Origin of the sequence: Rhizobium gallicum bv. gallicum R602sp, assembly GCF_000816845.1 — a bacterium.
Taxonomy (GTDB): domain Bacteria; phylum Pseudomonadota; class Alphaproteobacteria; order Rhizobiales; family Rhizobiaceae; genus Rhizobium; species Rhizobium gallicum.
The window spans coordinates 2,369,726-2,388,432 of sequence record NZ_CP006877.1; the positions used below are offsets into that span (position 1 = coordinate 2,369,726).

The 18,707-nt window shown below is 59.7% G+C and carries 21 protein-coding genes, 1 tRNA gene and 1 pseudogene; 9 read left to right on the forward strand and 14 right to left on the reverse strand.

Features of this window, described 5'->3' with window-relative positions; all coding sequences use genetic code 11:
- Positions 1-61 precede the first annotated feature (61 nt).
- The 3 genes from RGR602_RS11785 to RGR602_RS11795 form a co-directional block, all read right to left on the reverse strand.
- Complete coding sequence (locus RGR602_RS11785) at positions 62-613, reverse strand: DUF924 family protein (RefSeq protein WP_039845257.1); 552 nt, start codon at positions 611-613, stop codon at positions 62-64.
- A gap of 20 nt (positions 614-633) precedes the next feature.
- On the reverse strand, positions 634-1,689 hold the full coding sequence (locus RGR602_RS11790; protein ID WP_039845258.1) for a sensor histidine kinase: 1,056 nt from the start codon (positions 1,687-1,689) through the stop codon (positions 634-636).
- A 272-nt stretch (positions 1,690-1,961) separates the two neighbouring features.
- Positions 1,962-3,407 carry a DHA2 family efflux MFS transporter permease subunit gene (locus RGR602_RS11795; protein ID WP_039846820.1) on the reverse strand — a complete coding sequence of 482 codons (1,446 nt, stop codon included), beginning with the start codon at positions 3,405-3,407 and terminating at the stop codon, positions 1,962-1,964.
- Positions 3,408-3,654: 247 nt separating this feature from the next.
- On the opposite strand from RGR602_RS11795, the gene RGR602_RS11800 reads away from it, so the two are divergent.
- The 4 genes from RGR602_RS11800 to RGR602_RS11815 all read left to right on the forward strand — a co-directional run bounded on the left by RGR602_RS11800 (position 3,655) and on the right by RGR602_RS11815 (position 5,673).
- Positions 3,655-3,915, forward strand: a complete 261-nt coding sequence (locus RGR602_RS11800; RefSeq protein ID WP_039845259.1) for a hypothetical protein — start codon at positions 3,655-3,657, stop codon at positions 3,913-3,915.
- Positions 3,916-4,024: 109 nt separating this feature from the next.
- On the forward strand, positions 4,025-4,996 hold the full coding sequence (locus RGR602_RS11805; protein ID WP_039845260.1) for a DMT family transporter: 972 nt from the start codon (positions 4,025-4,027) through the stop codon (positions 4,994-4,996).
- Positions 4,997-5,118: 122 nt separating this feature from the next.
- Positions 5,119-5,349 (forward strand): hypothetical protein, encoded by a 231-nt coding sequence (locus tag RGR602_RS11810; protein WP_022714918.1) that lies wholly within the window; start codon positions 5,119-5,121, stop codon positions 5,347-5,349.
- A gap of 87 nt (positions 5,350-5,436) precedes the next feature.
- Positions 5,437-5,673 carry a hypothetical protein gene (locus RGR602_RS11815; RefSeq protein ID WP_039846821.1) on the forward strand — a complete coding sequence of 79 codons (237 nt, stop codon included), beginning with the start codon at positions 5,437-5,439 and terminating at the stop codon, positions 5,671-5,673.
- Positions 5,674-5,679: 6 nt separating this feature from the next.
- Here RGR602_RS11815 and RGR602_RS11820 read toward each other — a convergent pair whose 3' ends face one another.
- On the reverse strand, positions 5,680-5,868 hold the full coding sequence (locus RGR602_RS11820) for a hypothetical protein (RefSeq protein ID WP_039845262.1): 189 nt from the start codon (positions 5,866-5,868) through the stop codon (positions 5,680-5,682).
- Positions 5,869-6,126: 258 nt separating this feature from the next.
- On the opposite strand from RGR602_RS11820, the gene RGR602_RS11825 reads away from it, so the two are divergent.
- Positions 6,127-6,531, forward strand: coding sequence for a hypothetical protein (locus RGR602_RS11825; RefSeq protein ID WP_039845263.1), 405 nt, complete (start codon positions 6,127-6,129; stop codon positions 6,529-6,531).
- Positions 6,532-6,592: 61 nt separating this feature from the next.
- On the opposite strand, the gene RGR602_RS11830 is transcribed toward RGR602_RS11825, so the two are convergent.
- Positions 6,593-6,751, reverse strand: coding sequence for a hypothetical protein (locus RGR602_RS11830; RefSeq protein WP_039845264.1), 159 nt, complete (start codon positions 6,749-6,751; stop codon positions 6,593-6,595).
- A 226-nt stretch (positions 6,752-6,977) separates the two neighbouring features.
- Here RGR602_RS11830 and RGR602_RS11835 point away from each other — a divergent pair, with 226 nt between their 5' ends.
- The gene (locus RGR602_RS11835; protein WP_039845265.1) at positions 6,978-7,337 is read left to right on the forward strand and encodes an SPW repeat protein; all 360 of its coding nucleotides are present in this window, start codon (positions 6,978-6,980) and stop codon (positions 7,335-7,337) included.
- A gap of 120 nt (positions 7,338-7,457) precedes the next feature.
- On the opposite strand, the gene RGR602_RS11840 is transcribed toward RGR602_RS11835, so the two are convergent.
- From RGR602_RS11840 to RGR602_RS11870, 7 genes are all read right to left on the reverse strand, one after another.
- A tRNA-Lys gene (locus RGR602_RS11840) sits at positions 7,458-7,533 on the reverse strand.
- Positions 7,534-7,658: 125 nt separating this feature from the next.
- Positions 7,659-8,573: a PhzF family phenazine biosynthesis protein gene (locus tag RGR602_RS11845; protein ID WP_039845266.1), complete on the reverse strand. Its 915-nt coding sequence runs from the start codon at positions 8,571-8,573 to the stop codon at positions 7,659-7,661.
- A 64-nt stretch (positions 8,574-8,637) separates the two neighbouring features.
- Positions 8,638-9,384: a hypothetical protein gene (locus tag RGR602_RS11850; RefSeq protein ID WP_039845267.1), complete on the reverse strand. Its 747-nt coding sequence runs from the start codon at positions 9,382-9,384 to the stop codon at positions 8,638-8,640.
- On the reverse strand, positions 9,381-10,493 hold the full coding sequence (locus tag RGR602_RS11855; protein WP_039845268.1) for an endonuclease/exonuclease/phosphatase family protein: 1,113 nt from the start codon (positions 10,491-10,493) through the stop codon (positions 9,381-9,383). Before RGR602_RS11855 ends, RGR602_RS11850 begins: the two co-directional genes overlap by 4 nt.
- A 72-nt stretch (positions 10,494-10,565) precedes the next feature.
- Positions 10,566-11,594, reverse strand: coding sequence for an ABC transporter ATP-binding protein (locus RGR602_RS11860; protein ID WP_039845269.1), 1,029 nt, complete (start codon positions 11,592-11,594; stop codon positions 10,566-10,568).
- Complete coding sequence (locus tag RGR602_RS11865; protein ID WP_039845270.1) at positions 11,582-13,276, reverse strand: ABC transporter permease; 1,695 nt, start codon at positions 13,274-13,276, stop codon at positions 11,582-11,584. The genes RGR602_RS11860 and RGR602_RS11865 overlap by 13 nt, the downstream gene beginning before the upstream one ends.
- A gap of 17 nt (positions 13,277-13,293) precedes the next feature.
- Positions 13,294-14,271 (reverse strand): ABC transporter substrate-binding protein, encoded by a 978-nt coding sequence (locus RGR602_RS11870; protein WP_039845271.1) that lies wholly within the window; start codon positions 14,269-14,271, stop codon positions 13,294-13,296.
- 174 nt (positions 14,272-14,445) lie between these two features.
- Between RGR602_RS11870 and RGR602_RS11875 the strand changes: the two genes are divergently transcribed.
- Positions 14,446-15,504 (forward strand): aldo/keto reductase, encoded by a 1,059-nt coding sequence (locus tag RGR602_RS11875; RefSeq protein ID WP_039845272.1) that lies wholly within the window; start codon positions 14,446-14,448, stop codon positions 15,502-15,504.
- Between the two features lie 22 nt (positions 15,505-15,526).
- On the opposite strand, the gene RGR602_RS11880 is transcribed toward RGR602_RS11875, so the two are convergent.
- Positions 15,527-16,747, reverse strand: a complete 1,221-nt coding sequence (locus RGR602_RS11880; RefSeq protein ID WP_039845273.1) for an aminotransferase-like domain-containing protein — start codon at positions 16,745-16,747, stop codon at positions 15,527-15,529.
- Between the two features lie 170 nt (positions 16,748-16,917).
- On the opposite strand from RGR602_RS11880, the pseudogene RGR602_RS11885 reads away from it, so the two are divergent.
- Both RGR602_RS11885 and RGR602_RS11890 read left to right on the forward strand, forming a co-directional pair.
- Positions 16,918-17,049 (forward strand): annotated as a pseudogene (locus RGR602_RS11885) (PIN domain-containing protein); the annotation flags it as partial.
- Positions 17,049-17,621, forward strand: coding sequence for a class I SAM-dependent methyltransferase (locus RGR602_RS11890; protein WP_039845275.1), 573 nt, complete (start codon positions 17,049-17,051; stop codon positions 17,619-17,621). The pseudogene RGR602_RS11885 and the gene RGR602_RS11890, both read left to right, overlap by 1 nt.
- A gap of 55 nt (positions 17,622-17,676) precedes the next feature.
- Here the strand turns inward: RGR602_RS11890 and ilvC are convergent, their stop codons facing one another.
- Positions 17,677-18,696: a ketol-acid reductoisomerase gene (ilvC, locus tag RGR602_RS11895; protein WP_022714456.1), complete on the reverse strand. Its 1,020-nt coding sequence runs from the start codon at positions 18,694-18,696 to the stop codon at positions 17,677-17,679.
- Positions 18,697-18,707 lie beyond the last annotated feature (11 nt).

Sequence of the window (18,707 nt, forward strand, 5' to 3'; positions counted from 1 at the left end):
AGTGAGGCCTGCTTCTTATAGCAAAGAAAGGCGACAGAAAGGCGGAAGTTGTTTTCGCCGCTCAGAAACCGGCGCCGGGCCTGGCAAGATAATCCAGTTCGGCCGCCGTCGAAACTCTTCCGATGATGGTGTTGCGGTGTGGAAACCGGCCGTAGGCAGCAATCACGTCGCGATGGCGAATGGCATAATCGAGATATTCCGCATCACCAAGCGCCTGAAACAGCATTACCGACCGCTCCTGCTCCGCCATGTCCTCGGCATGCTCGAAAGGCAGGTAGAAGAATGTCCTGCATTCTTTCTCGACGACCTGATCGGCACCGGCATCGAGCGCCAGTTTCGCTTCGCGAAGCGCCAACCCGTCCGTCGCAAACGCAAGCGGCGTGTTCCGATAGATATTCCGCGGAAACTGATCGAGCACGACGACCGCGGCGAGCCGATTCTGCGGGCTCGCATGCCAGGCACCGATCACGCCGCCCGCCAGTGCCAGGTGCGTATCCCGGAAACGGTGCCGAATTTCCTCATCGAGCGAGAGCGTCGTTTCGAACCACTGCTCGCGGCTGCATTCCTCGAACCAGAAGGAATACACCTCCTCCGGCGTGCATATCTTGGCCACCGCTCCCCTCCCTGCGCCAGTCAGTCGATAGAAAAGACCAGTATGGCCCGGGTGCCGCGATGGGCCGGGTCATAGGTCAACTCCGATTTGAGGCTTGCTGCCATCGCGGTCAATATCTTCGTGCCGAGGCCGGTGCCCTTCGCGGGGCTGGAATGGTCGAAGCCGGCGCCATCGTCCTCCACGACGAGACGCAACTGCTCGCCCGCTTGCTCGACGATGACCCTGATCTCGCCTTCAACACCTTCGTTATAGGCATATTTGAAAGCATTGGTGACGAGTTCGCTGACGATGAGGCCAAGCGTGACGACCTTGTCGGTTGGCAGATCCATCGGCTGGGCCGTCAGAACGATCCGGTGCGGCCGCTTGTCGTCGCGAATGGAAGCCTCGAGTTCGCTCAAAAGGTTCTCGACATATTCGTCAAGCTGCACGGTGCCGATCTGACGGCTGTTGTAGAGCCGCCGGTGGACACTCGCGATGGCGTTGATACGCATCTGCGTTTCGTGCAGTGCGTCGATCGCCACCTGGTCCGTCGTCATCGACGACTGCATGCGGATCAGCGCTCCGACAAGGCCGAGGCTGTTGGCGATACGATGATTGACTTCGGCAAGCAGCATCTCGGCGCGGTCCCTCTGCTGGCGGATCACTTCTTGCGCATCAGCCGTCTCGCGTCGGTAGCGCGCACGTTCCAGCCCTTGCTCCAGCGTCGCCGCAAGCAGATCGAAATAATCGGGGGAACTGCCCTTGAGAACATAATCGTCGGCGCCCGCCCTCAACGCCGCAACGGCAATGCCGGTGTCGTCGGAGGCAGTCGCATAGATCACCGGCGGATGATCAGCCAGCGCCATCAATTGCGGCAGGACATCGAGTCCGGTTTCCGTTTGCAGGAGATGGTCGATCACAACAGCATCGATGCCGCCTTCAGCAATCCGCTTCAATCCGGTCGCGCCGTCTCGCGCCCATTCCACCGCGAAACCGTGGCGTGCGAGGTTCTCCTTCAGCCGCAGTGCGAGTGTTTCGTCGTCATCGATGTAAAGGATGCGGATTTCGAGATCCGCATCATCAACGGATTCACGCATTGGGCCTCCGGATTTTGCCAAGCAGCAACGCAACTGCCCGGCGGCCGGGTCGCCTGCATTCGAATGTATTGTATCGGCCATTGCGCGTAAACAGCGGCAAAGCCTCTGCCCCCCTGAAGACCTTCGATCGAAGGAAGTTCGCATTTGAAATCATGCCGGCAATATGACCCCGCCCGCTGAAGACTCCGCGGGATAGAAAAATATAGTGCGAACGCAGAAAGATGCGCAAACCCGAAACTAAACGCAGCCGGACCGAAATGGTTCCATCGCCTTCACTTTTCTTGAAAGCGCTTGTGCTTGGAGACTTCCGCACCGGCATCTGCAGGCAAACTGAAAAAGGGTAACGACGACACGATCCCCATCAGGCCGACCGCCAAAAAGGCCCAGCGGAAATCGATAAGCGCAGGGTCCGGCGCCGCGCGAAGCGCGGTAGAGATATTGAGCAGAGCCGCCGCAACAGCGACGCCGAGCAGCATGGCGGCCTGCTGGAGCATGCTTGATAGTGTCGAGGCAGAGGTGCGCTGCTCCGGGCCGATATCGGCGAAGGCAAGCGTGTTCAGCGCGGTAAATTCCATCGAGCGTGAAAGACCGGCCGCAAGCAGGATCGCGTAGATCACCGCCAGCGGCGTATCCGGCGTGAAAAAGCCGCACGCAATGATGCACAACGCCGCAATCAGCCCATTCACGCAAAGAACATTGCGGAATCCGAACCGCGCAAGCAGCGGCGTGGTCACTGCTTTCATGCCGAGATTGCCGAGAAAATAAACGAGTAGGTATGTGCCCGCGGCAATCGAGTTCAAGCCGAAACCGAGCTGGAACAACAGCGGCAGCAGGAAGGGCGTGGCGTTGATCGCTACCCGGCAGACCGTGCCCGCCGAGAGCGTCGAAATCGCAAAGGTCTGGACCTTGAACGCCGAGAGGTCGAGCAGGGGATTTTCCACCTTCAGGAAATGCCGGGTGGCCATGACGGAAAGCACGATACCGGTTGCAAGCATGGCAAAGACCAGAAGAAGGCTGCCCTCCCGCTTCACGGAGAGCTCGAGCGCGGCAAGCACGAATGTCATTCCGGCACCGCTCAGGATGAAGCCCAGCACATCGAGACGACCCGGGTTCCCTTCGCGCTGCTCCGGCACGAAGCGCAGCACGAGCGCCATGCCGAGGAGGCCGATCGGAATATTGATCAGGAAGTTCCAGTGCCAGCTTGCATAGGTTGTGATGAAGCCGCCGAGGACCGGTCCGATGACCGGCGCCGTCAGCGCCGGCCAGGTGATGAGCGCGATCGCATTCACCAATTCAGACTTCGGCGCACTCTTCAAAACGATGATGCGCCCGACCGGCGTCATCAGCGCGCTTCCGGCGCCCTGGATCGCACGCGCGACAATGAATTCCGTAAGGCTGCCGGAAAGGCCGCAGAAGAGCGATGCCCCGGTGAAGACTCCAATCGACGCCAGGAATATACGCCGCGCACCGAAACGGTCGCCAAGCCAGCCGGAAAGCGGGATGAAAGCCGACATGGTCAGCATGTAGACGGTGATGCCGATGCTCATCGAGACCGGCTGCACGCCGAAGCTCGCCGCCATCTGCGGCAGCGAGGTCGCGACGATCGTGCCGTCGAGGATTTGCATGAAGAACGATACGGCGACGACCAGCGCAACGATCTTCGCCTGAGCTGCGCTCGGCGCTTCGTCCGTCTTTTCACTCGTCTGTACTGTTGTCATCGATATGCCATTGCGCATTGCGGAGGAGAAGTGCGTATCGCCGCTGGGAACCGGGCAGGCAGGAATTCGGCACCCTGAATACGCTCCTTACGCGGCCGGGCAAAGTCAAAACGGTCCATGCCGCTTACAATTTCCGGTTTCCTGCGCGATCCTGCTCGCATCAACGGCACAAATTGGCTTCACAAACGTTTGATGATGACCGGGGCGGCAGATTTCGCCGCGCCGGAATTCAACCGAGGATATATCGATGACGCCGGAAGACCGCCGTGCCGTTTTCAGCCATCGCAAGATTGCAGCCATCGTCAAGGGAATGACTCAGGAAGACGGAACTGACCTACCCATCACCGGCAAGTCGCTTGGCGAGGCGATCCTCTTCGTCTCCGAACAGGCGGCAACCGATGCGTCGGCCGTCCATATCATCTACGGTGAGCACGGTTCGCTGAGCTACACGGATTGCCTGAGCATCTACCGTGAATACGGAGCGGAGCTTCGCAGCGAATTGACGTAGACGGATAGAGCAGTGCCCATTCGCATGGCAGCTATTCGCAACCGCGTCTGCTCTCCGCACGGTTTTTCTCGTATTCGGGAGACAACCTCCTCAAGTTCGATTCGAGAACATGTCCCCGACCCATTCGCCGCTCCGAGGTGTCCTCGTCGCATTCGCCGCCTATGCAGTCTTCGCTTTCAGCGATGCCTCGATCAAGATCCTTCATGGTGCGATCCCGTCTTACCAGGTGGCCTTCATCGGCTCAATCTTCGGCCTGGTCGTCTTGCCGGTGATCAAAGCGCGGGATGATTCCTGGCTCGATATCGTCCAGACATCGAACCGCATACTGTGGGCGCTTCGCTTCGTCTGCGGTGCGACCGGCGCGATCGCCTCGATCATCGCCTTCACGAAGCTGCCGATGGCGGAGGCCTTCTGTCTCCTCTTCCTGCTGCCCTCCTTCGTGACGATTCTTTCGGTCATCTTTCTTAAGGAAGACGTGCGCTGGCAGCGCTGGACGGCTGTCGTCGTCGGTTTCATCGGCGTGATGATCGTGTTGAGGCCCGGCTTTCGCGAGTTGTCGGCGGGCCATCTGGCGGCCGCAATCGGCGGCTTGAGCGCAGCCGTTTCCATCGTCATCCTGCGGGCAATGGGGCCTGCCGAAAAGCGCATTTCGCTCTATGGCGCCGGACTTCTCGGAACGCTGATCGTCAGCGGCCTTCTGATGCTCTCGGATATTGCCGTTCCGACGCCGCGCGAGTGGCTCTTTATGGCAAGCTATGGCATTCTTGGGGCGACCGGCAACGTGCTTCTCATGACGGCGGCCCGCTTCGCGCCCGCAAACCTCGTCGCCCCGCCTCAGTACAGCCAGATGATCTGGGCAATCGTCTTCGGCTATCTCATCTTTGATGATACCATCGATCTCCCGATGGCCGCCGGCATCGTTTTGATCATCTGCTCGGGCTTGCTCACGCTCGCCCGAGAACGCAAGCGCGGCACGCCGCTTCCGGCCGCCGTCGTCTCGGTGGACAATCAGGCCCCCGTCTCTGCAACGGCGGAGCTTGCAGAAGCCAACTTCGACGGCGTGGAACATCCTGCAGAGTAGGCCCGCAGTGGCCATAGTCCGGCCCTCGCTCGCTGCTATTTGAAAGCCGGGACAGTCTTTACCTCCTCCGGCAACGGAACAATCCGGAGAGGCGCTTGTTCCAGATAAAAGAGGGAGTTTTCATGACTGATGAACCCAAGGAACGCGGTGAGCCCGTCCCGCCGTCGCCCGCCGAGGAAGAAACGCGCCTACTAGCGGAGGAGCGCCGGAGCTGGCTGATCTGGACCTTCGGGATCGCCGGAGCGATCGCCGTTGTCATCATCATCGGCAGCATAGCCATTTCACCTGGTCCTGATCAGGCAACGACCGGCTCTACACGACCCCCGCCCCAGGTCGAAGCGCCGGCACCTTAAATGGGCCCGTGCCGCTGCATGAAAGCATTCTGGCTTTCATGTGCAGCCTTTCAGCTGTATGACGCGATGAAAATGAAAAGGAAGCCGATGGCCGCACGAGACCGTTTTTCGAAAAAGCTGACCTGCCCGCAATGCGGCAATACCGGCTTCGCCGAGGCCTCGGAGGACGACCACCCTTCGCGCAAGAATCCCGCGTTTCGTGTCGATCAGCTGCCCAAAGGCTTCTTTGAGCAAAAATCCTCGAATTTCCAGGAAACCTACATCATCCGCTGCGAATGCAGCCGCAAGTTTCCATTCCGGGCACTGACTGAAAAGACCGCCTGAACCGGCTCAGGCAAGGCCCAGCGGGATTACCGCAACCTTGCGGCTCGGACCATAATCACGCTCATGCGACGAAGGATAGCGGTCATTGCGGCGAGCGCTGAAATCGATGCGGTTCGATTCGAAGATACCGTCGGGATAGGTGCCGGTGTCGTTGGTTTCGACTTCGGATTTGGCAGTAACGATTTTAAGGATCATGGGCTCCTCCAGTCCGCCGCCTTAACGGTCGGCGGCACGCTTCCGTTCCGTCATATCCCCGAGATAGTTAAAAAATTAACCATACTTCGCGAACAAAAGACGAAATTAGGGGTCGCCTTTGGTCAGGCAACGAGCTGCTGCCGCGAAGAGAGCAGTGCGTCTCTCCCCGCAAGAGATGTGGATTTACTTTCACCTTCTGCATTTTCCCACCCGCAAGGAAGTGCTATTCTCTACATGTGCAGAACATAGGGGGAACATATGCCGCGCGTAGCAGAACTTTACTTCAAGACCGCAATTGTCTTCTTCATTATCGGGATCGCCATCGGTTTGAACATGGCAATTTCCCACGATCATACCGTCATCGGCGCCCATGCCCACTGTAATCTCTTGGGCTGGGTCAGCATGGCGATTTTCGGGGGGTATCATGCGCTGAACCCGAAGAAAGCGGAACGCCGCATCGCTATGGTCCAGTATTACATCTACACGGCGGGCCTTACGGTACTGGTCCCGGCGCTCTACATGATGCTACGGGGGAATGCGGCCATGGAGCCGGTCGTCGCCGTTTCGTCGCTGATCATCTTTGCCGGCGCTCTGCTCTTCGCCTTCATCATCTTCTCGCCGAAGGAACCGGCAATTACGCCGTCAGCAGCGCCGCTGCGGTAGGATCAAGACTAAAGCGCAAAAGCGAGGGGCAGCCCATGCTGCCTCCCGCTTAGCCCAACATCTACCTTTTTTTCGAACCAGCTGACAGCACGCGATGCGACGCGTCGTCCATAGCCCGGCTCGCTTCCTGGCCATCACGCTTCAGGCCCCAGGCCGTATTTCCGCAAGACGAAAGCAGCAGTGCCGCGAGGCAGGCGAAGGCGAGCATGGATTTCGGCATCGATTTCCCCTGATAGGAATTGGCAATGCCATGGACATGTTACACAAAACGGCAAAATCAATGCCATGGGTCGAACAACTCCAAATCATGAATAAGATCGCCATTCGACGCGAAGGCTTCATCGGCGCAGCCACTTGAATGATGCATATCAGAAATTACTTATATTAACAGGCGTGCAGTGCACGCGGGAATGATGCTTAGCTAGGCATCATGCTGGGAGGTTGTTATGGCAAACACACTGATGGAAGGAAGAAAGATACAGGATTGGGTCAACCTGGTCCTGGCGGTATGCTTGTTCATCTCGCCATGGATTGTCGGCTTTGCGGCTGAAGCCGCGCCGACCTGGAACGCATGGATCGTCGGCATCATTCTCGGCGCCCTGGCGATCACGGCGCTTTCGGCTTTCGCCGAATGGGAGGAATGGGCAAACCTGGTAGTCGGCCTATGGTTGATTGCCTCGCCATGGGCGCTCGGCTTTGCGGCCAGCGCAGCAGCGATGTGGACCGCCGTCATCATGGGAGTGCTCGTCGCTGCGATATCGCTATGGGCAGTCTGGGATGTTCATCATCCGCACGCTCACGCCTAGGCGCGGGTAACAGCAGTCCGACTGGCTGAATAGCATGCATTAAGGCAATGAGGCGGCGTACAGCAAAACAGCCGCCTCAAAAACGTTTTTCGTCTTACGGTTCTACTGCATGATAGGAAATGGTGGGTGATGTAGGGCTCGAACCTACGACCCGCTGATTAAGAGTCAGCTGCTCTACCAACTGAGCTAATCACCCGTTCGCGCTTGGCTGCGCGGTGTGACGGGGCGTATAAACAGGATCGCAGGCCTTGTCCAGCGCCCTGCGGAAAATTCTTTGATTAATTTCGAAGATTTTTCTGCATGGCTGAAATGGGAATGAAATCAAAGGTCGAGCGTACCCGTGGCAAGGCGCACCGCCTGCCCGCCGATCCGGGCATTGGAGATGGTGCCGGCCTCGACATCGACATGCAGGTGGATGAAGGATGGCCGCCCCATCTCCACCCCCTGTTCAATCGTGATCGGATGATGGCCGTCCGGCAGCCGGTCGAAATGGTGGATCGCTCCCGAAAGTGCCGCGACTGCGGAGCCGGTTGCGGGATCCTCGGATATCCCCATGTCACTTGCAAACATGCGCGCGTGGAACTTCGCCGAATGGTTGACGCCGGCGCGGCAGTAGATATAGGCCGAGGCCAGCGAACCGTCGACGAAGGGCACGGTCTTTTCAAAGAGCTGCGGATCGAATTCCAGTCGTTTTGCTACTCCGACATCGTGGACCGGCACGAGCAGGAAAGGAACGCCAGCGCTCCAGATCGAGGGCACGTGATTTTCGAAACCGATCTCCGTCACCTTGAGCGACAGCGCATTGGCGATGCCGAGCTTTTCGAGCGGCATATTGATCTGCTGCGATTTCCGCGGAAGATCGAATTCGGCAAAGCTTACCTCGCCCCGCCGCAGCCGTACCGCGCACCGCACCGGCCCGACATTTTCCTCCAATACCGAAACGAGATCGAGCGTCATGTCGCGGCCGTGCGCCTCTTCGGCAAGGGCAATCGCCGTGCCCACGGTCGGGTGGCCGGCGAAGGGCAGTTCGCGGCCCGGCGTGAAAATCCTGAGCTTGGCTGTATAGGCTGGATTTGCCGAGGGGCGTACGAAGACTGTCTCGGAGAGATTAATCTCGCGGGCGATCGATTGCATCGCCTCCTCGCTGAGATCGTCGCCGTCGAAGATGACGGCCAGCGGATTCCCGGCGAGTTTGCGGTCGGTGAACACGTCATAGACGCTGTAGCTGCGCGCCACATCGGCCTCCTTAATCGGTCATCGAACCTGCAACCTGCCCGACCGGCGAAACGAGTGCAAGATATTAGCCCTCGTTTGTATTAGCGAAATACCAATCGATGATCGGAAGCATGGCGACGTTATAGGGATAGGCGGAGTGATCAGCAGAACGGATCGCAACTGCTCCGGCGATTTCCTTGTCCTCGGCAACAAGCATATGGGCCGCGATCCGCTCGATCATTTCGTCCGCAGCCAGGCCGAAACGGAACAGCCGGAACACGGTGACCGTGCGGCGGAAATGGCTGGCGTAGTAAGTGGTATCCGGCGTTGCATTGCGAAGTTCCATGCCTGTCTCCTCGAGCACTTCGCGGCGCATATTGCTATCGACGTCGCAACGGCCGCCGGCGATATCGTCGAGGTCCAGCGAGCCAGCGGCGCAATAGACCTGACCGGCATTTGCCGTATGCGCGCCCATGCGCACGGCGATGATCGCGCCATCTGACGAGACCATGATGCCGAAGGCAAAAAGGTGGATGCCGCCGCGGCGTTCGGCCTGCTTACGCCACCACAGGAAGGTGGAGAAGGGAATGATGTGACCCCTGCCCGCAATGCCGCCATCGTTCAACGCAAGCTGATGCTGAAACACCATACGACCATCGAAAAGCTCCGGTTTGGCCGATATCTCGCGCTTCCAGTTCTCGCTCGCGAGTGCAGCATTCTGCAGATGATAAGGATGCTCGCCCGCCAGCACGCGAAGGTCGATGGAGGTGACAGGAAAAACAGTCTTCTCCGGCGGCCAGCCGGTAAGATCATCTGAAAATGCAAGACTCATGTCAAATCCAGTGTCATGACGACGGGGCAATGGTCGGAGGCTTTCGGCCGATCCCAGCCGGTGCGCGGATAGCGCTCGACTCCCTGGCCGGGCGGAAAGATAGTGCGGAAGGGCTGACCGTTGCGGATGATCTCCGGCACCCGGCCGGTGTTCGCTTTCGCAAGCGCCGGCGAGAGCCAGAGATAGTCGAGCTGGCAAAGCCATTGCTCTTCCGGTCCCCGCGCGTGATAGAGCGTCCAGCGGTCGAGCGGATCGCGGCGGCGCGCGACATTCTCGGCAAAGCCGTCATGACTGAACACGTCGAGCGCGCTTTCGGTTTCGTCCGTGTGTTCGAAACGGTATCCGCTGCGACGCACGCCGATGACGTTGACGCGCTCCTGGTAGTCGTTCATGTCGCCGCAAATCACGAAATTCTTCCTGGCGGTATGTCCGGCGCCGAAACGGCTCTCGACAATCCGGCGCACGGCCAGCGCCTCCGCCCGGCGGACAGGCATCGTTGCCTGCCGACTGTTGACGCCGTTGGTGCGCGGCCCATCCATCGACTTGAAATGCACGACATAAAGCGTCAGCGGCACGCCGCCGATCGAGAGATCGAGTTCAAGGCAGTCGCGCTTGAAGATCTTGTCGTCGATGCGATTGGTGAGCGCCAATTGATCGTTGAACAGATCGAGCTCGCGATAGGTGAGCATCGCGTGGCTCTTGATCTCCTTCAATTCGATCTTCTGGCCGTCGTGCGTTTCCTCCCGTACGAGGACCGCGACATCGATGCCGCGGCTGTCATTGCCCTTGACGAGATACTTCTGCCGGTAGCCGGTTCCCACCATCCGGAAAAGATAACCGTACTCGAAGGCCTGCAGCGCCCCCATGCTATCGATTTCCTGCAGGCAGAGAATGTCCGCATCGGCATCGGCGATCGCAAGCGCCGTCATCTGTCGGGTATCGTCGGTCGAGGCGACGACCCGCGCTTGCTCGAGCTGCTGGTAGACGCCTTCGCTCTGAATCTCAAAAAGCTTGATGACGCGGTCCTGGCGCAGTTGGTTGCGAAAACCGGTAAAATCGAAACGCGTCATCAGGTTTTCGACGTTGAATGTGGCAATGCGAAGCGACATCGAACATTTCCGGTTGGCGTTATGTCATCTGTAAAGACGAAAGAGGCATTCGGGAAGGCAGCGAGACCGAAATCACAGCCTCCATGCCGAACGGATGGCAATCTTCAGCGCATCGCCCGCCTGCACCGCCGTGCGGCTGAAGGCGCGCAGCATCTGGCCATCCGCCAGGGCCAGTCTCAGCGCATAGCGCTCGCCTTCATAGAGAACCGATTGCACCGTGGCTGGAATGCCCCCGCCGCCGAGCAGGACGTCTTCCGGGCGCACGAGCACATCGATCTGCGACCCGTCGTCCGGTTGATCTAGAATCATGGCCTGCAGCGCATTCCAATCGAAATTTCGCTTATCACCGCCAGGGGACCGCATAGTCAGGATCGCCCCCCGCCCGATCAATCCGCCGACCATCCGGCCTTCCGGGCGTGCATAAATCTCGGCAGGCGGCGCGACCTGCAGCAGGTGGCCCTCCGACATCACCGCGACGTCCGTTGCAAGCGCCATGGCCTCACTCTGATCATGCGTCACATAGATCATGGTCGCGCCGGAGCGCATATGAAACTCGCGGAAACTCTCTTCCATCTCCTGCTTCAGGTGCCGGTCGAGATTGGCGAGCGGCTCGTCGAGCAGAACCACATCTGGCGATGTCACCAGACAGCGCGCCAGCGCCACGCGCTGGCGCTGGCCGCCGGAGAGGTCGGCCGGACGCCGCTCGGCGTATTCCGCAAGCCGCACGGTCGAAAGGGCGTCTCGCACCTTCCGGCGATAAGCTTCGCCCACAATGCCGCGCACCTTCAGCGGATAACCGACATTATCTGCCACATTCATATGCGGCCAGAGCGCGTAGGACTGGAAGACCATCGCCATGTTGCGCCGTTCGGGCGGCAGGGATTGCGAGGCGTCGGCAAGCAGCCGCTCGCCGAGATGGATCGAGCCATCGGTCGGCGTCTCGAAACCCGCAATCATTCGCAACACCGTCGTCTTGCCGCAGCCGGAGGGACCGAGCAGCGCCAGGAAGCCACCCTCGCGCACATCGAGTGAAAGCGCGCTCACCGCTGGTTTTCCAGTGCCGAAATCCTTACCGACATGATTGAGGATCAGCTTCGCCATGGCACCACTCCCTTGGGCAGCCGCCTTGCCAGCAATTCCAGAAGCAGCATCATGACGATGACCATCACGACGATAAGCACGGAAAGCGCAGACGCCAGATCCGAACTGCCGCTGTCATCGAGATTGTAGATTGCCACGCCAAGCGTCTGGGTGCCCGCAGACCAGAGCAGCGCCGAGATCGTCAGTTCGTTGCAGGCAATTAGAAAGACGAGGATGACGGAAGCGCCAGCCGCAGGCGCAATCAGCGGCACGATGATATCCCTCAGCCGGCGGAAGAAGCCTGCGCCGGAAAGCCTCGCTGCCTCCTCCAGCGCCGGATCGAGCTGATGGAACGCGCTGACGACCGGCTTCAGGCTGACAGCAAAGAAGCTGGAGAGGTAAGCGATCAGGATGATCCAGATCGTGCCGTAGAACGTGACGTTGAGAACCGGCAGCGGCGCGGCGAAGACGAGGATGAAGCAAACGGCAATGACGATGCCTGGCAACGAGTAGGGTATCTCAATCAGACCTGAGACAGCGCGCGAAACCGCATCTCTGCGCCGCGTCAACGCATAGGCCGACAGTACTGTCACCAGCAGGAGACACATGGCCGTTCCGGCCGCAAGAGAAAGCGAATTGACGAAGGCCGTCCGCGTCACCGCCTGGCGAAAGAGGACTTCATGAAAAGCGTTGAAGGAGATGGTCTTGAAGGTCAGTGGCACGCCATAGGCCGGCACCAGCGCGCCGGCGAGCAACGCGAAGAACGGTGCTGCCAGCATGAAGAACAAGATGACCCAGATCAGCGGCGCGAACAGATATTTCCAGCCCCCGAGATCGAAGGTGGCAGTCGCACCCGAAAGGCCGAGCACGCGATAGTCTCGGCCGCGCAAGGCCCGATCCTGGACCGCAAGCCCGGCGACGGCGATAATCGCGATGATGGCCGACAGCAGCGCGACTTCGCCGAATGTGCGGCTGGTGAAGGCCGAGAATTTCGAGAAGATCAGCGTTGGTAAAGTGTAGATCGAGGCAGGAATGCCGAGGATCGCCGGGATGCCGAAATTGCCGGTGCAGGAGACAAACGAGATCGCCGCACCCGCGATGACGCCGGGCAGCGACAGTGGCAGGATGATATTGCGAAAAACGCGAAAGCTGGATGCGCCGGAAAGGCGCGCGGCCTCGACCCCGTCGCGCGGCAGCGCCATCAGCCCGGACCTCAGAGCCAGGTAGACGAGCGGCGCGTGCTGCACGCCATAGAGCAGCGCAATACCGCCGACCGAATAAAGCGGTTGCGGGGAGCCGAGCGACGGCGCGATATGCAGCGCTTTGAGAAGCGGGCTCGACGGGCCGGACATCTGCACCCAGGCGAGAGCCGTCACCTGCGGCGGGATCATCATCGGCAGCACGAAGAGGAAGCTCAACAGCCCCTTCCCGCGAATATCAGTCAGTGTCAGCAGAAATGCAAAGGCGCAGCCGATGACGAGTGAAATCAGCGTGCCGAGGATGGCGGTGACGATCGTGTAGTAGGTGGCCGACCAGAGTGCGGGATCGGCAAGCACGGCAGACACACCGCCATGTGCCAACGCGGCGATGCCTGCAACGGCAAGCCGCGCCAGCGGCAGCACGCTGAGGATCAGAACCACCAGAATGATGAGAGGAAACAACCAGGCCGGCTGGCTGCTTCCTGCACGAACATATCCCTGCATCGGGTATCCGGTAGTGATCAGTTCGATCCATAAATGCCCGAGAAGGTCTTCAGATCCTGATCGGTATTCTTCAGCGCTTCGCCAGCCTTGATCGGCAGCACCTTGATGCTGTCGCGTGCAGGGAAGCCTTCCGGCAGCTTCATACCGTTGCGAGCTGGAATATAGCCGAGCTTCAGGAAGCCTTCCTGACCCTTTTCGGACAGCACGTAGTCGACGAATTTTTTCGCCGCTTCGGCGTTCTTGGTGCTTGCTAGAATGCCGACCGGCTCGGTCACGGCCGAAACACCCTCTTGCGGGAAGACGAACTCGACGGGTGCACCCTTTGCCTTCTCGCGGATCGGCATATAGTCGACGACCATGCCATAGGCCTTTTCGCCCGAGGCGACCGACTTCAGGACTGCGCCGTTGCCGCCGGCAGGAATGGCACCGTTAGCGGCAAGCGCCTTGTAGTAGTCCCAGCCGAGGTCATCGACTGAAGCCAGCGTCTGGGCGTGGATGAGCGCGGCACCCGAGGTCAGCGGGCTCGGCATGGCAAGGAGGCCCTTGGCTTCGGGTTTCGTCAGATCCTTCCAGCTCGCCGGCTTCATCGAGGCCGAGGTATTGTACATGATGCCGGTGGTGATCAGCTTCGTGGAATAGTAGTGGCCGTCAGCATCGTACAATGCGGCGTCGTAGCTTGCGGCTTCCGGCGACTTGTAGGCGAGCAGCTTGCCGGCCTCCTTGAGGCGCTCCAGCGTCACCGTATCGGCGATCAGCAACACGTCGGCAACTGGGTTGCCGGCTTCGATCTCGGCCTGCAACTTCGCCATGATCTTCGGCGTGCCGTCGCGCACCCAGTCGACCTTGACGTCCGGATTTGCGGCCATGAAGCCATCGACCGTCGCCTGCGCGTCCTCGTTCGGCTGGCTGGTATAAAGCACGAGATTGGTAGCCTCAGCCGAAACGGAAACGAGACCGGCAGCCAGCAATGCGGCAAAGATGGAGACCTTTTTCATGGCAATTCCCTCATGATGAACATGACGGTTCCATAGAGAGGCCGAATAACATGATTGTGACAGTCGGCCATGGGCCTCCGCGAATACTGGCGCGAGCCGCACTTGACCACGACGGTACCCCGCTATTTTCTAACCCGCGTTTCTTTTTTTGATTTTGAATTTGGGAGATGAGCAATGGAATATCGCCTACTTGGCCGCTCGGGCCTCAAGATTTCGACCGTGACGATGGGCACGATGACCTTCGGCGGCAAGGGCTGGGCGAAGATGGTCGGCGATCTCGGCGTTTCCGAAGCCCGCCGCCTCGTCGATCTGTGCCTCGATGCGGGCGTCAACCTGATCGACACCGCCGATGTCTATTCGGCCGGCGTCTCGGAGGAAATTCTTGGCGAAGTCCTTGGCGGCAAGCGCAAGAACGGCGTGCTGATCGCGACTAAGGCGCGCTTCCCGATGGGCGACGGCCCGAACGATGCGGGCTCGTCGCGCCAGCACCTGATCGCGGCTTGCGAGGCAAGCCTCAAGCGCATGAAAACCGATGTCATCGATCTCTATCAGCTTCACGAATGGGACGGCCAGACGCCGCTCGAAGAAACCATGGAGGCCCTCGATACGCTCGTGCACCAGGGCAAGGTCCGCTATGTCGGCTGCTCGAACTTTTCAGGCTGGCACATCATGAAGGCGCTCGGCATTAGCGAAAGGGACAAGCGCCAGCGCTTCGTCAGCCAGCAGATCCATTATACGCTCGAAGCCCGCGACGCCGAATACGAGCTGCTGCCCGTCAGCATCGATCAGGGGCTCGGGGTTCTCGTCTGGAGCCCGCTGGCAGGTGGTCTCCTCTCCGGCAAGCATCGCCGCAATCAGGCCGCACCGGAAGGCACCCGTCAGTTCGCCGGATGGACCGAACCACCGATCCGCGACGAAAACCGCCTCTGGAATATCGTCGAGACGCTGGTGGCGATCGCCGAGAGCCGCAGTGTATCGGCCGCGCAGGTGGCGCTTGCCTGGCTGATCGGCCGAAAGGCCGTGACTTCCGTCATCATCGGGGGACGCACCGAAGCGCAGTTCAAGGACAACCTCGCCGCTGCCGAACTGAAGCTGACCGAGGAGGAGCGCAGGCGCCTCGACGACGTCAGCCTGCCGCCGGTCATCTATCCCTATTGGCACCAGCTCAATACGGCGAGCGACCGCCTGAGTGAGGCGGACATGGAATTGTTCGCCCCGCACCTGAAGAAATAGGCTTCTAAGGGATCGGCGGCGCTCAGCTGCCGATTTCCTTTGCGATCAACTTGCCGAGGCGGCCGATGCCTTCCTCGATCATGACGTCGTTGGCGCAGGAGAAACTGACGCGGATCGTGTTTTCACCCGAGCCGTCGGCAAAGAAGGCCCTGCCGGGAACGAAGGCGACCTTTGCGGTCTCTATCGATTTTGCAAGCAGCGCCGCACCGTCCATGCCCTTCGGCAGCGTGATCCAGATGAACATGCCGCCTTCCGGTTTCGTCCAGGTGATACCGGCTGGCATATGCTTGGCAAGTGCGGCCAGCATCGCGTCGCGGCGGTGGCTGTAGGCCGCCTTGATCTTTGCGACCTGCGCATCGAAGCCGCGCTCGGCGACCTTCGTGATCGCCATCTGGTTGATCGTCGAGGAATGCAGGTCAGCGGCCTGCTTCATCAGCACCAGCTTACGGATAACCGGCGCGTTGGCGACGACGAAACCGACGCGAAGGCCGGGCGCAAGCGTCTTCGAGAAGCTACCGCAATAGATCGTGCGCGTGTTGTCGATATGCCGCTTCTTGGCGATCTCCAGCGCCAGGATTGGCGGGATAGGCTCGCCGTCATAACGCAGGGACTGATAGGCGGCATCTTCGATAACGGCGATATCGAGTTCTTCCGCAAGTTCGAGTACATTTTCACGGCCCGCGCGATCGACGGTCTCGCCGGTCGGGTTCGAGAAGTCCGCCGAGAGATAGGCGAACTTCACCTTGCCGCCGTTCTGGGCGGCGGTGGCGCGGTAGGAATCCGGCGTCCGGTTGCCGTTCGGCGTCAACTGATCGTAAGACGGCTCGTATGCATTGAAGGCCTGCAACGCGCCGAGATAGGTCGGCCAGGCGACGAGCGCCGTATCCTTCGGCGACAGGAAGAGCTTGCCAAGATAATCGAGGCCCTGCTGCGAACCCGAAACGATGAAGACATTGTCGAGCTCACAAAAGATGTCGAGCGCCGCCATCTGCTTCACCAGCCATTCGCGCAGCGGCTTGTAACCTTCGCTCACCGAATACTGCAGCGCCGAGCTGACTGCCGCACTATTGAAAATATCGGCATAGGCCGCCTGGAATTCCTTGTCGGGAAACAGCGCCGGATCCGGAATTCCGCCGGCAAACGAAATGATGTCCGGCTGGTCAAGAAGCTTCAGCAGCTCGCGGATTTCCGATGCACGCATGCGCGAGGATCGCGTCGCAAACATATTCTCCCAATTCAACATGGGCATTTCCTCATATTTTCTATAGCCGCAACCAGACCACGCAGCGGCATTTATGTCAATAATACTGACCTATTTTCTTGTCACGGTGACAAGTTTCAGGTCTTGTATTCGAAAGCTGCAGGCACAGGAATAGCGAGACAAAGGAAATCGAGCGGATCTTGACTGCCCTCTCGGCCTCTCACAAGTTGGCCATGGCCGACGCTATCGTCTATGCGACGGCAGAGCTTCACGATGCCGATATTTTAACGCTGGACGCTCGCTTCAAAGATTTGGAGCGTACCGTCTACTTCGAGAAAGCTTGATGACACCCTCATTCTATGACGAAAATGCCGAGGTCTATGCCTCGCGGAACCGCGAGCTGCCGACAGCGCGGCTCGACGCCTTTCTCTCCGCCCTACCTTCCGGCGCCCGCATCCTCGAACTCGGCTGCGGCGGTGGACAAGATAGTGCCTATATGCTCTCCAAAGGCTTCGACGTGATGGCGACGGATGGCTCGGTGGAACTGGCCAAGCAAGCTGAAAAACTGATCGGCAAGCCCGTCAAGGTGATGCGCTTCGAGGAGTTGGAAGCCAAGGACGAATTCGACGGCATCTGGGCCGAGGCCAGCCTGCTGCATGTGCCGCGAAAGGACTTGCCCGCTGTACTAGCCCGTATCCGCCAGGCGCTGAAGGATGGCGGCGCGCTCCATGCAAGTTTCAAGGCGGGGACGGCAGAGGGACACGATAGCTTCGGCCGGTATTACAACTACCTTTCCGCGGCCTGTTTGTCCGAATTGCTGATGGCCGGCGGCTGGCGGAACATCACCATCGATGAAGCCGATGGTAGCGGTTACGACAACAAGCCGACGCGCTGGCTTCACCTGCGAGCACAATAATGCAAGGGCCGGAGCTTCCGCCCCGGCCCTTCCAATTCCGGCAGTCAAGACACGCTTAGTTCACGCTCTTGTCGACCAGCTTGTTCTTGCCGATCCACGGCATCATGCCGCGGAGCTTCGCGCCGACTTCTTCGATCTGGTGCGAGTCGTTGACGCGACGGATGCCCTTGAAGCGCGAGCCGCCGGCGCGGTATTCCTGCATCCACTCCGACGTGAACTTGCCCGTCTGGATGTCTTTGAGGACGCGCTTCATTTCGGCCTTGGTTTCTTCGGTGATGATGCGCGGGCCGGTGACATATTCGCCCCACTCGGCCGTGTTCGAGATCGAGTAGTTCATGTTGGCGATGCCGCCTTCATAGATCAGGTCGACGATCAGCTTCACTTCGTGCAGGCACTCGAAATACGCCATTTCCGGAGCGTAGCCAGCTTCGACCAGCGTTTCGAAACCAGCGCGGATGAGCTCGACGAGACCGCCGCATAGGACGACCTGTTCGCCGAAGAGGTCGGTTTCGCACTCTTCGCGGAAGTTGGTCTCGATGATGCCCGAACGGCCGCCGCCGACGCCGCAGGCGTAGGAAAGAGCGAGTTCAAGCGCATTGCCGGACGCGTTCTGGTGAACGGCAACGAGGCAGGGAACGCCGCCGCCCTTCTGGTATTCGCCGCGAACCGTATGGCCCGGGCCCTTCGGCGCGATCATGACGACGTCAACAGAAGCCTTCGGCTCGATGAGGCCGAAGTGGACGTTGAGGCCGTGTGCGAAAGCGATGGCGGCGCCGTCGCGGATGTTGGCAGCGATTTCCGACTTGTAGATGTCGGCCTGCAGCTCATCAGGCGTCGCCATCATCATCAGGTCGGCCCACTTGGCGGCTTCTGCAACCGTCATGACCTTAAAGCCGTCGGCTTCGGCCTTCTTGACGGTCGGCGAACCAGCCTTGAGCGCGATGACGACATTGCCGGCGCCGCTGTCCTTCAGGTTCAGCGCGTGGGCGCGGCCCTGCGAACCGTAGCCAATGACGGCGACCTTCTTGGACTTGATGAGATTGAGATCGGCATCACGATCGTAATAGACGCGCATTTGAAGTTCCT